The organism is Microbacterium nymphoidis (assembly GCF_021044885.1).
Lineage (GTDB): Bacteria > Actinomycetota > Actinomycetes > Actinomycetales > Microbacteriaceae > Microbacterium > Microbacterium nymphoidis.
Genome location: NZ_JAJNOD010000001.1, coordinates 1,395,177 through 1,407,068, shown reverse-complemented (window position 1 = coordinate 1,407,068; position 11,892 = coordinate 1,395,177). Strand labels below are relative to the sequence as shown.

14 protein-coding genes are annotated in these 11,892 nt (G+C 65.4%); 8 read left to right on the top strand and 6 right to left on the bottom strand.

Annotated elements, in window-relative coordinates:
- Positions 1-47 precede the first annotated feature (47 nt).
- Complete coding sequence (locus LQ566_RS06530) at positions 48-1,166, bottom strand: hypothetical protein (protein ID WP_231090799.1); 1,119 nt, start codon at positions 1,164-1,166, stop codon at positions 48-50.
- Positions 1,167-1,538: 372 nt separating this feature from the next.
- On the opposite strand from LQ566_RS06530, the gene LQ566_RS06525 reads away from it, so the two are divergent.
- The 6 genes from LQ566_RS06525 (at position 1,539) to LQ566_RS06500 (ending at position 4,496) form a co-directional block, all read left to right on the top strand.
- Complete coding sequence (locus tag LQ566_RS06525; RefSeq protein ID WP_231090798.1) at positions 1,539-1,835, top strand: hypothetical protein; 297 nt, start codon at positions 1,539-1,541, stop codon at positions 1,833-1,835.
- A gap of 45 nt (positions 1,836-1,880) precedes the next feature.
- A complete protein-coding gene (locus LQ566_RS06520; protein WP_231090797.1) occupies positions 1,881-2,327 on the top strand; it encodes a hypothetical protein in 447 nt (148 codons plus the stop codon).
- 221 nt (positions 2,328-2,548) lie between these two features.
- A complete protein-coding gene (locus LQ566_RS06515) occupies positions 2,549-2,914 on the top strand; it encodes a hypothetical protein (protein ID WP_231090796.1) in 366 nt (121 codons plus the stop codon).
- On the top strand, positions 2,911-3,342 hold the full coding sequence (locus LQ566_RS06510) for a hypothetical protein (protein ID WP_231090795.1): 432 nt from the start codon (positions 2,911-2,913) through the stop codon (positions 3,340-3,342). Before LQ566_RS06515 ends, LQ566_RS06510 begins: the two co-directional genes overlap by 4 nt.
- Before the next feature lie 145 nt (positions 3,343-3,487).
- Positions 3,488-3,919 (top strand): hypothetical protein, encoded by a 432-nt coding sequence (locus tag LQ566_RS06505; RefSeq protein ID WP_231090794.1) that lies wholly within the window; start codon positions 3,488-3,490, stop codon positions 3,917-3,919.
- Positions 3,920-4,064: 145 nt separating this feature from the next.
- The gene (locus LQ566_RS06500) at positions 4,065-4,496 is read left to right on the top strand and encodes a hypothetical protein (protein WP_231090793.1); all 432 of its coding nucleotides are present in this window, start codon (positions 4,065-4,067) and stop codon (positions 4,494-4,496) included.
- 80 nt (positions 4,497-4,576) lie between these two features.
- On the opposite strand, the gene LQ566_RS06495 is transcribed toward LQ566_RS06500, so the two are convergent.
- The 3 genes from LQ566_RS06495 to LQ566_RS06485 form a co-directional block, all read right to left on the bottom strand.
- Positions 4,577-5,476 (bottom strand): glycine betaine ABC transporter substrate-binding protein, encoded by a 900-nt coding sequence (locus tag LQ566_RS06495; protein ID WP_231090792.1) that lies wholly within the window; start codon positions 5,474-5,476, stop codon positions 4,577-4,579.
- A 98-nt stretch (positions 5,477-5,574) separates the two neighbouring features.
- Complete coding sequence (locus LQ566_RS06490; RefSeq protein ID WP_231090791.1) at positions 5,575-6,471, bottom strand: ABC transporter permease; 897 nt, start codon at positions 6,469-6,471, stop codon at positions 5,575-5,577.
- The gene (locus LQ566_RS06485; protein WP_231090790.1) at positions 6,468-7,760 is read right to left on the bottom strand and encodes a quaternary amine ABC transporter ATP-binding protein; all 1,293 of its coding nucleotides are present in this window, start codon (positions 7,758-7,760) and stop codon (positions 6,468-6,470) included. The genes LQ566_RS06490 and LQ566_RS06485 overlap by 4 nt, the downstream gene beginning before the upstream one ends.
- A gap of 345 nt (positions 7,761-8,105) precedes the next feature.
- Here LQ566_RS06485 and nadE point away from each other — a divergent pair, with 345 nt between their 5' ends.
- A complete protein-coding gene (gene nadE / locus LQ566_RS06480; protein ID WP_231090789.1) occupies positions 8,106-8,924 on the top strand; it encodes an NAD(+) synthase in 819 nt (272 codons plus the stop codon).
- 203 nt (positions 8,925-9,127) lie between these two features.
- Here nadE and LQ566_RS06475 read toward each other — a convergent pair whose 3' ends face one another.
- Both LQ566_RS06475 and LQ566_RS06470 read right to left on the bottom strand, forming a co-directional pair.
- The gene (locus LQ566_RS06475) at positions 9,128-9,811 is read right to left on the bottom strand and encodes an ankyrin repeat domain-containing protein (protein ID WP_231090788.1); all 684 of its coding nucleotides are present in this window, start codon (positions 9,809-9,811) and stop codon (positions 9,128-9,130) included.
- A gap of 284 nt (positions 9,812-10,095) precedes the next feature.
- On the bottom strand, positions 10,096-10,563 hold the full coding sequence (locus tag LQ566_RS06470; protein ID WP_231090787.1) for an NUDIX hydrolase: 468 nt from the start codon (positions 10,561-10,563) through the stop codon (positions 10,096-10,098).
- Between the two features lie 41 nt (positions 10,564-10,604).
- Here LQ566_RS06470 and rlmN point away from each other — a divergent pair, with 41 nt between their 5' ends.
- Positions 10,605-11,855: a dual-specificity RNA methyltransferase RlmN gene (rlmN, locus tag LQ566_RS06465; RefSeq protein WP_231090786.1), complete on the top strand. Its 1,251-nt coding sequence runs from the start codon at positions 10,605-10,607 to the stop codon at positions 11,853-11,855.
- Positions 11,856-11,892: the final 37 nt, after the last annotated feature.

Sequence of the window (11,892 nt, the reverse complement as noted above, 5' to 3'; positions counted from 1 at the left end):
GATACTCACGTGCGCCGCGGACCTCGGGGTCCGCGGCGCACGGGAGTTCATGCGAGGGCTTTGGACAGGCTGCTCTGCGCCTCGCTCGTGGCGATCAGGTCGGCAAGCCGCTTCTCCGCGCGCAACGTGCTCGCAAGATCAGAGGCCCGTGACGCTTCCGCCAAGGCGACGAATGGGCGTGTGGACACTCGAATCACGACTGCACCGAGCGATACGAACAGCCACATGGCAGTTGCCAGTCCTCCTGCACCCGAGAGGACCACGGGACCGGTGATGGTCAGTGTCAGCACCGCTCCCAGCACCCACGTCGTCATCTCCCAACGGGCATTGCGGTGCCGGACGCGGATGCTATCGTCATCGCGTTCGCCGCCGAGAGGCGTGACGTGGGCGCGGAACCCTGCGATGGCGGAAGCCACCATACTTGTGAGAATTCCGAAGACTGAACACGCTGCGGCGAACGACACCGCAGGCCCGAGAGCCATGCCATACAGCGAGACCAGAACCGCGGAGATGCCGACTACCGAGACCGCGGATCCTCCGACTACTGGTACGGAGGCCCGCAAGGCTCGCCGCAGCCTCGCAGGAATCGTGAGGTCAGCGCTCGGGTTGACCATCCTCTGCAGTTGCTGAAGCCGTGTTCGAGTCACCGCGAGTTGTTCGTTCAACGGTCGGAGGGAGAGACGGCCGACGATGAACGAGAGAACGACGCTGATCATCGCCGCAGGTGGAACCGCCGCCAGCGAGCCTTGGACAGCGATGCCATCGAATAGTCCTCCCCGAATCCACACGAACACAATGAGCGCGGCCCAGGTGAGCAACCCGATGGTGGCGAGCCATACCGTCAGTGCCAAGGCATCATGGACGGACAGGTTCTTCGTCATCGTGACCCTTGGGATGCTGGCCGCTAGGGCTGTCAGCCCGGCGACCGATGCGACCACCAGCGGCATGCTGAACTCGACATGATCGGCGGAGTCATTCGCGACATTCGTGAGCCACTCGGTGAGTGAGGCGATTGCCATCGGTGAATAGTCCGCCGCAGTGAGGTTCGTTCGGATACCGGCGACCACGAACAGGAGGAGCATCATCGCCCCGGTCACGAATCCGAATCCCAGCACCGTGGACCAGATCCGGGCTGGTGGGTGTGTGCTATCGACATCGGTTTGCATGGCTGTCTCCTTTAGCAGCCGCCTTGGCCACTCGCCGACATTTCAGTGCAGGCCTCCGACATCGGTGCTGTGCGAGTTCGCGTCGTAGTACGAGAATACGAATGCGCGGCCATCCGCCGACGGAGGACAGACGTCGCGCGGGCCTGGCGGAGTCAGGACGCGATGTCGTCGACCCGGCCCGGTCCGCCCGCGTCCTTTGGCTTCAGAGCGCGCGAATCGTCACTGTTCGGGCCTGGCTCGCGCGATGTGTGCGCAACGAATCGGGTGCTGCGGAGGGCTGGGGAGAAGCTCGCTCGGTCCGGTCGTTTTGTGTATACGGTGTGAGCGCGTCTCTGTGGGAGGGGCGTGGGCGGCTTGGGCTGGGGGCGATTCGTGCAGCGTACGATCATGGCGGACACCGGGGTCTTGAGTTCGTTGCGGGCTCAGCTCGTCGGGGTGTTGGAGCCCTGCGCGGCGATCTCGGTCCCTGAAGTGGCGGGAGCGGGCAGCGATCTGGTGTCCAGCGCGTCGTCGTTCTTCGTGGGTGAGTGGGAGCGGGTGCTGACGGCGATGGTGTCGGATGGAGAGCGGATCGCCGCCGGGCTTGTTGCGACGGTGCGTGACTTCACGGCCACCGAGCGGGACGCGATCTCGTCGGTGTCCGCGCTGGTGCGGGCGCTGGAGGCGTGACGCGGTGAGGTGGACTGCGGTGGACCCTGGTGCGGGGATATGGCGGTGGCGCGCGCGGCCGCGACGTGGTGTGACGGGCAGATCATCGATCTCGAGGCGATCGAGAGCGTCACGGGTTCGATCCTGACGGGCGTGAGTGATGGATGGGCGGGTGAGGCCGCGGATGAGTTCGCTCGCGCGGTGTCGAGCCTGCGCGCGCGTGCGAGTGATTCTCGTGAGACGTTGCACGTCGCATCCAAGGCGTACACCGGATATGCCGACACGGTCGACCAGATCGCGCGGGAGGCGGTGCCGCTGCGAGAGGCTCTCAGCGTTGCGCAGGGCGTCGTGAATGGGGGTGCAGTGACGTTTCGGTCTGAGGAGGAGTGGCAGGCGCAGTTTCAGGCGGTGCTCGACGCGAACCGGGTGATCGAGACGACAACGGCGGCACTGGTTGATCTCGCGGAGCGACGCGCCGAGGCTGACGCAGTGCTGGCTCGGACCCGTGGTTGAGGCTTCGGAGGCGTGGAGTCTCACGGTGCCGCTGCCGTCCGGCGTTACCGAACAGTTTGATCGTCAGCATGCCAACGCGCAGGTGTGGAGCCTGCTCGGTCATTGGGCTTCCGGGGACGAGACCGCGTTCGTCCTGGGGCAGGAGGATCCGTTTGTTGATCGGTTTCGTCAGAGTGCTTTCATTCGCGAGCTGCGGGAGAACGTGAGGAGAGACTTCCAGGATGGAACGCTTTCGACCGGTCATGTTTATGGTGCAGATGCGGGTCAAGGATGGAGTGGCGATGGGGACTGCGCTCCTCAGCGATCCGCGGCGTGATCTTCACCCGGGGCTTGAGAATCTTCCTGAGAGCATGCTGGGTTCTTATGAGGTTCGCTATTACGCGGATGCACCAGCCGCGGACGGGAGCGTGACGATCACGTACGTTGTGACGAATGAAACCAGTGTGGATTCGGGGACGCGGATCCCGCTCACCGGCGGGCAGCACGTTCCGATCGTCTATGACGTGTTGACGGAGCTCGGTGAGACGAATGGGAGCTTTCGCACCCAGCAGCAGATGATCGTGTGGAGTGAACGGATCTACCCATGAGGCTTGTTTCTCGTTGTTTGCGTGCGGTGGGTGCATTGTCGGTCGGGGCGTTGCTGGTGGGTCTTGTGGGGTGTGGTCCGTCGTATCCGGTGCTTGATCTGGATTCGCCGGTGGGGACGTGGCGTGCGGCGCCGCCCGGGACGGGTACGTTGGACATCTTTTCTGATGGCACGTTCACGATCACGGGCTCCTCGTTCAATCTCTCGACGGCCCGTGATGCGCATAGTGAGTATGACGCGGAGGGCACGTGGCAGGTGTCCTCTTCATCGCCGAAGGTCTATCTCTTCATCGTGCGGGCGACAGATCAAGGACGTGCACAGAGTGGGAACGGCGGAAGACCACGAGAATACAAGCAGGGCACGATCACGTTTCATGATGGCGAGGAAACCACCGGTGTGACCTTTGTCTACTCGCCGCCGTCAAGTTAATGCTACGAAATGGCTACGGTCAGCGTTTCTCGGATCCCCACGTTTTCAGGTCGCTTGAGCCGAAGGAGCATTTCGTACGCGTGATAGATGCCAAGTTGATCTTGTGGAGCGCCGGGTTGGTCGTGTGGAGCGAACGGGCCTATTCGTGAAGCGTGTTCTTCGTCATGTGCGCGTGGCTGGGGTGATGTCCGTCGGCGCGTTGCTGATCGCCCTTGCGGCGTGTGGTCCGTCGTATCCGGTGCTTGATCTGGCTTCGCCGGTGGGGACGTGGCGTGCGGCGCCGCCGGGGACGGGCACGTTGGAGATCCTGCCGGATGGGACGTTCACGATCACCGGATCATCGTTCAACATTTCGATGGATCGTGATGCGATCGGCGGGTATGACGCAGGCGGTACGTGGCAGGTGTCGTCTGCGTTACCGAAGGTCTATCTGATGATTGTGCGGGCGTCAGAGCAGGGTCGTGCGCAATTGGAGAACGGCGGGATCGCACCAGATTACAAGCGGGGCGCGATCACGTTCCGCGATGGTGAGGAAACCACCGGTGTGACCTTTGTCTACTCGCCGCCGTCAAGTTAATGCTACGAAATGGCTACGGTGAGCGTTTCTCGGATCCCCACGTTTTCAGGTCGCTTGAGCCGAAGGAGCATTTCGTATGCGAGATCGATGCCAAGTTGATCTTGTGGAGCGCCGGGGTGGTCGTGTGGAGTGAACGGGCCTATTCGTGAAGCGTGTTCTTCGTCATGTGCGCGTGGCTGGGGTGGTGTCCGTCGGGGCGTTGCTGGTGGGTCTTGCGGCGTGTGGTCCGTCGTATCCGGTGCTTGATCTGGATTCGCCGGTGGGGACGTGGCGTGCGGCGCCGCCGGCGACGGGCACGTTGGAGGTGCTTCGGGATGGGACGTTCACGATCACGGGCTCATCGTTCAACATTTCGACGGCTCGTGACGCGATCGATCAGTATGACGCGGAAGGCACGTGGCAGGTGTCCTCGTCGCTGCCGGAACTCTTCCTCTTCATCGTGCAGGCGACGGATCAGGGACGCCCGCAGAGTGGGAACGGCGGAAGATCGCCAGACTACAAGCAGGGCACGATCACGTTCCGTGATGGTGAAGACACCACGGGTGTGACCTTTGTGTACTCGCAACCGTTGAGTTGATGACGTGCATCACGTGTTCATGTAGCAGGCCTGCAAACTCCCGTGCGCCGCCGGAGAAGCCGACGGCGCACGGGTATGAGTCAGGACGTGAGGGCGTCGACCCAGGCCTGGTTCTCGCCGATCCAGGTGTTGACGATGTCGGTGTAGTCGGACACGTCTTCCTGGCCGGAGTTGTACATCGCGTTCTCCAGGGAGAACAGGACGTCGGAGTCCATCGTGAAGTCGGACAGCCAGGCGAACACCTCGGGGGCCTTCTTCTCGAGGTCGGTCGACGCGATGGTGTGGATGGACTCTGCGGCACCGAGGGATTCCTTCGGGTCTGCGAGGTCCTTGATGTCGAAGGCGTCGTAGGCCCAGTGCGGGCGCCAGAGCGTCACGGCGACGTTCTCTCCTGCGTCGAGCTTGGACTGCAGTTCGGCGAGCATCGCGGGAGTGGACGAGGTGATGAAGTCCATCTTGTCCAGACCGTAGTCCGGGATGACGTTCTCCTCGGTGGCGCGGGTGAGGCCGGCGCCGGGCTCGATTCCGATGAGGCGATTGCCGAACTTGTCCGCATTCGCGGCCAGGTCCTCGAGCGAGTCGACGGGCGCGTCCGCGTTCACCGCGATCGTCAGCTTCGCGTCCTCGTTCCACGCGCCGAGGTCGACGATGTCGTCGCCGAACTCGTCGAAGTACGACTGATGCGTGAACGGCAGCCAGCCGTCGAGGGCGATGTCGTAGTCGCCACCCGCCACGCCCTGGAACACGGGGCCCGCGTCCGCGTATTCGAGGGTGACGTTGTAGCCCTTGTCCTCGAGCACCGACTTCCAGATGTAGGAGGCGGCCTCGCCCTCCGGCCAGCCGTTGAAGACGCCGATCACGAGGTCCTTCGACTCGGCAGTGTCGCCGCCGCCCGACGAGCCGGATGCCGAGCACCCGGCAAGGGCGAGCGCGGCCGCCGATCCGACGGCCAGGGTGCTGAGAAGCTTGCGCTTGTTCATGGTGTTCCTTTCCTCCCGCGTGCTGTGTCGCGGGCGTTGGGGATGTCCGCGGAATCCGCGGTCGTCGCACGTCTCGCGTGCGTCGGATTAAGGGGATGTCAGACGGCGGCGGCCGGTGCGGGTGCGCCGGCCGGTGCCGTGCGACGGCGGGCACGACGGGACTGGCCGAATCCGCCGGTCACGCGGTCCAGGATCATGGCGATCACGACGACCGCGGCGCCCGCCTCGAAGCCGAGCGGGATGTTCACCGACGACAGCGCCTGCACGATGGGCTTGCCGAGCCCCGGAGCGCCGACCATGCTGGCGATCACGGACATCGACAGGGACAGCATGATCACCTGGTTGACGCCCGCCATGATCGACGGCATCGCCAGCGGCAGCTGGATCTGGCGGAGGATGCGGCCGGGGGTCGCTCCGAAGGCGTTGCCCGCCTCGACCACCTCGCGGTCGACACCGCGGATACCGAGCTCAGTGAGCCTCACACCCGGCGCGATGGCGAACAGGATCGTCGCGACGATTCCCGGGACCACACCGACGCTGAACAGGAAGATGGCCGGCAGCAGATACACGAATGCCGGCATGGTCTGCAGGAAGTCGAGGATCGGGCGCACCACGTTGGACACGGCCTGCGACCGCGCGGCCCAGATGCCCAGCGGAATCGCGATCAGCGTGGCGATCAGCACCGCGACGATCGTGAGCGCGAGGGTGAGCATCGCGTTCTGCCACTGGTTCACCGTGATGATCAGCAGGAGGCCGAGGACGGTTCCCACCGCCAGCTTCCAGCCCTTCGCGAGATAGGCGATACCGGCGAGCACGATGATCAGCGCCCACGCCGGTGGCGCTGTGAACACCCACACCGCCACGTCGTAGACGCCGGTGAGCACCATCGAGATGGCATCGAACAGCCAGCCGAGGTACTCCTTGAGGAAGTTGATGAGCTCCTTGACCCAGGTGCCGAGGGGGATGCGGGCGCCGTCGGTGATCCAGTCGATCATCGTGCGTCTCCTTCCGTTGCGACGGAGGATTCGGCGAGCTGGTCCACCAGCGGCGTGAACTCCGCGACCATGTCGATCGGGGTCTGGATGATGGGCATCTCGCGGGTGGTGGGCGGCACGTTGCCGAGCGCGGCCAGCAGCGTCACGCGCGGGATCACGCCGATGAGGCGGCGGGTGTCGTCGATCACCGCGAGCGGCATCGGGGACTCGACGGCCCGCTCGACGATGTCGGTGAGGAGATCGTCCGGCCCGACCGTGAGCACGGCGGCGTCCACGATCCGGCGGAGATCGGAGGTGCCCGCCTTGACGGCACGGATGACGGCGCGGTCGGTGACGGCGCCGACCAGTCGCCGGTTCTCGACGGCGAAGATGGTGCTCACTTGCTCTTCGCGGAGCACCCGCAGCGCTCCGCGCACGCCCGCCGTGAGCGGAACGGTGAGGTGCGGTGGCTCCATCACCGCGCTTGCCGTGAGCACCCGAGTGCGGTCCACATCCTGCACGAACTGCGCGACGTAGTCATTCGCCGGATCGGTGAGGATCTCCTCGGGAGTGCCCTGCTGCACGATCCGTCCGTCGCGCATGACGGCGATGCGGTCGCCGAGGAACATCGCCTCGTTCAGGTCGTGCGTGATGAAGATGATGGTGCGGCCGAGCTCGCGCTGCAGCTCCACCAGCTGCTCCTGCATCTCGCGGCGAATCAGCGGATCCAGGGCGGAGAAGGCCTCGTCCATGAGCATGATGTCGGTGCCGGCGGTGAGAGCGCGAGCCAGACCCACACGCTGGCGCATGCCGCCGGAAAGCTCGTCGGGATAATGGTCGGCCCATCCGTCCAGGCCCACCTTGGTGAGGATCTCCCGTGCGCGAGCAAGCCGCTCGCTCTTCGCGACGCCCTGGATCTCCAGCGCGTAGGCGGCGTTATCGAGCACGGTGCGATGCGGGAGTAGCGCGAAGTGCTGGAACACCATCGACACGTCCGAACGCCGGATGCTCCGCAGCTCCTTCGCAGACGCGCCGGTGACGCTGCGGCCCTGAACGACCACCTCGCCATCGGTGGGGGCGAGCAGGCCGTTGAGCATGCGGATGATGGTCGATTTACCGGAGCCCGACAGGCCCATGATGACGAAGATCTCTCCGCGGTTCACCGTGAAGCTGGCATCGATCACCGCTGCTGTTCCGGCATCGGACACGTCGGTCCGTGATTCGCCGTGTTTCAGGCGGCGAACAGCCTGGCCCGGATTCCTGCCGAACACTTTGAACAGATGGCGCGCTTCAAGAGCGGTTTCGGTCACGTTTCCCTCGCGGCTCCCCTCGGGAGGGTGAGCCCACTTCGGTTACGCCCGGGTGGTGATCGCAAGGCCGTTCGACGGCGTCGTGCTGGCGGCTCGGGCACCGGATGTCGGATCCGGGCAGAGATCACCGACCATACGCCCGCATCTCACACCAGTAAGCACAAAAATTCGAAGAAAGACACGGTCGCGGACTGGTCTTTACGGCCTCTCGACCGCCCTTCCACGCTAACCAGGCTCCGTGATGGTGGCAAATCCGCGCGTCTGAGCGAAGGCGGAGCGCAGGCCTCTGCCGTGGGTGTGGGCGCGCGTAACACGCCGGACACACCGCGGTCGCATACTGGAGGCATGACAGCGCTGCAGCAGGAGATCATCGATGCCCTCGGCGTGAAGCCGACGATCGACCCCACCGCGGAGGTGGAGCGGCGAATCGGGTTCCTGATGGAGTACCTGCGCACCACGGGAGCGCGCGGCTACGTGCTGGGAATCTCCGGCGGCCAGGACTCCACCCTCGCCGGCCGGCTCGCTCAGCTCGCAGTGGAGCGCCTGCGTGCGGAAGGCCACGAGGCGATGTTCGTGGCGATGCGTCTGCCGTACAAGGTGCAGCACGACGAGGCCGACGCCCAGGCAGCGATGTCGTTCATCGGTGCCGATCGCGAACTCACGGTCAACATCGCCGATGCGGTGCAGGGCATGGAGAACGCCATCGAGACCGCTGGTGACGAGATCAGCGATTTCAACCGGGGCAACATCAAGGCGCGCACCCGCATGATCGCGCAGTTCACCGTCGCCGCACAGCACCGTCTGCTCGTGATCGGCACCGACCACGCCGCCGAGGCGGTGACCGGGTTCTTCACGAAGTTCGGCGACGGTGCGGCCGATCTCACCCCGCTCGCCGGGCTGAACAAGCGCCAGGGCCGTGCGCTGCTGCGCGTTCTGGGCGCCCCCGAGCACCTGGCCACCAAGGTGCCCACCGCCGACCTCCTCGACGACAAGCCCGGACGTACCGACGAGGACGAGCTGGGGCTCACCTACGAGCAGATCGATGACTTCCTGGAGGGGAAGGTCATCGATGCCGCGGCGGCCGGGATCCTGGAGTCGAAGTACCTCGCCACCGAGCACAAGCGCCATCTGCCGGTGGCACCCTTCGACACCTGGTGGCGCTGAGGCCGGGGCACTCATCTCGTTGCGCGTGCTCTGAGCCGCGGCGAGCCGAACCCAACCCAAGCGGAGCGAAGCGTCCGCGGGAGTCGTGCGGCTGCGAGCCCTCCCCTTCATAGCGCGCGAATCGCGCCCCTGGACCGTGGATTCGGTTCATTTGCGTGCTTTGAACACGGGTGAGTCGTGCTGACGCGTCCCGCGGACCGGCGTCAGCGCTGCGCGCCGGCGGCGTCGAGCAGCGCGACGATCTCCGTGAATCCGCGCGACACCGCGTGGGCGCGCGGAGTGACGCCGTCGCCGTCCGCGAGTTCGGGATCCGCGCCGGCATCGAGCAACATTCGCACCGTCTCGATATGATCCGCCGATCCGGTGCCGAGGATGATCGCCTCCAGTAGCGCGGTCCACTGCAGGTTGTTCACGTGATCGACGTCGACGCCCGCGTCGATCAGCAGCCGCACATTGGCGACGTGACCGTGTTCACTGGCCGGGATCAGGGCTGTCCCGCCGTAGCGGTTGGTGCTCGTCACATCGGCACCGTGTTCGAGCGTGAGCGCGAGGATGTCCGTGAGACCCTCGGCCCCGGCGTACAGATAGGCGCTGTCCTGGATGGCATCGGCGGTGTTGGGGTCAGCCCCATCCGTCAGGAGGAGGCGGACGATGTCGACATCTCCGGCACGGGCAGCTATCAGTACGGCCGGCCGGTCCATCTCGCCGCGCGCATCCGGATCGGCACCGTCGCCGAGCGCCGCACTCACCGCTGAGGCATCACCGTCGCGGACGGCGTCGAGGAGACGGGCGTCGGCCGAGCGCGCCTGCGCCGCCGGACCGGTGCAGGCGGTGAGCACGAGGGCGGCAGCCGCAGTGATGAAGGATGCGATCAGGCTTCGGCGCATGGCTCGAGCTTAATGGGATACCAAAAGGTCCGGGCTGGCTCTTCCGTATTTGCTGAAGGGGCCGCGCGAGCCCGAAACAACAGCGTCGCGGCACGCTGGAGTTGTCCCGAAACGAGGATGATGTCGCGAATCGAGGGTGATCGCCCGGTCGCCGGTCCTCTATCGGAGCAAATCTCCTCGATTGGCGACACTCTTGAAACGGGCGCAAGCCGGGTGGGTGCCCTACCGGGGCCGGAGTGGTGGTTCCGCGGAAGCCCGGCGAAGACACATCGGTGGAAACGTGTTCAACCCAGCAGCGGGTGCCAGTGCCGATCCCGGAGCTCTGACGCGGGTACCCATCGGCCGGGAGCGGTCGGAAGCTCATCCGATGTCCACACGGAGAAGTGAGCCAGCGGCATCGGCCACGGATATCCCGGTGCCGGAGGAGAGGCGGCATTGCGGACGAAGCCGAGAGGGGCCATCGATTCGGGGTTGATGCCGAGATCCAGCGCCAGAGCTCTGACCGTCGCCGAACCGTGCGGGTCGTCGCCGTGGACACGACGGGTGGGGATGTCCTGCCTACCGTCATCGCGGGCAACGCAGAAAATCTCATGATCACGCCGCAACAAAACCCGCACCAGCTCGGCCGGCTCAGGCGGGAGGTTCGACAGCACGATCTCCGCGCGTCCGTTCGGAAGCCAGGACGCGCCCTCGATCCGTCGGATCACGCGCTGCGTGCGGTCGCGGAGGTAGTCATGCCGACAGCATCCCATCCCCATAGGTTCCCCAGGCCGTGGGCCGTATCCTGGAAGGTATGACTTCTGACATGACCCCGGTGCGCAAGACCGGCAGCAACGGCAACGTGCAGGTGCGGCCGCGTACCGAGGGATGGCAGCAGAAGCTGGACTCGGAGGGTCGCCCGGCGCTGCAGTTCGCCAGCCCGAAGCGTGGCAAGCCGCCCGTGCACCTTGCCGACTTCACCCCCGACGAGCGCGTGGCGAAGCTCAAGGAGCTCGGCTTTCCCGGGTTCCGCGCCAAGCAGCTCTCCACGCACTACTTCACCCACTACACCTCCGACCCGGCCGAGATGACCGACCTCCCCAAGGAGGGGCGTGAAGAACTGGTCGGCGGTCTGATGCCGAACCTGCTCACCGAGGTGCGGCGCCTGGCCACCGACCGTGGCGACACCATCAAGTTCCTCTGGCGTCTGCACGACGGCGCCCTGGTCGAGTCCGTGCTCATGCGCTACCCGGGCCGGATCACGCTGTGCGTGTCCAGTCAGGCCGGCTGCGGCATGAACTGCCCGTTCTGCGCCACGGGTCAGGCGGGGCTCACCCGGAACATGTCCGCCGCGGAGATCATCGAGCAGGTCGTGCGCGCCAACCGTGCGATCGCGGCCGGGGAGCTGGGTGGCAAGAAGAAGGACGACCACTCCATGGAGCGGGTGTCCAACATCGTGTTCATGGGAATGGGCGAGCCGCTGGCCAACTACAGCCGCGTGATGCACGCCGTCCGCACCATGGTCGCGCCCCAGCCCGACGGGCTCGGTATGTCGGCCCGCGGGATCACGGTCTCCACCGTGGGCCTCGTGCCCGCCATCAAAAAGCTGGCTGCCGAGGATATCCCCGTGACCTTCGCGCTCTCGCTGCACGCGCCCGATGACGAACTGCGAGACGAGCTCATCCCCGTGAACTCGCGCTGGAAGGTCGACGAGGCGCTCGATGCCGCGCGGGAGTACTACGAGAAGACCGGTCGTCGCGTCTCGATCGAGTACGCGCTGATCAAGGACATGAACGATCACGCCTGGCGTGCCGACCTGCTGGCGAAGAAGCTGAACGAGCGCGGCCGTGGGTGGGTCCATGTCAACCCGATTCCGCTGAACCCCACGCCGGAATCGGTGTGGACGTCGTCGGAGCCCGCGGTGCAGAACGAGTTCGTCCGTCGTCTGAACGATGCGGGAGTCCCCACGACCATCCGCGACACCCGCGGCAAGGACATCGACGGTGCGTGCGGTCAGCTGGTCGCGACCGAGGACGACAAGGCTGCGGCTGCGGCCGCCGTCTAACTCCGTTTCATAGCGCGCAAGTCGCTTGAAATCCGGC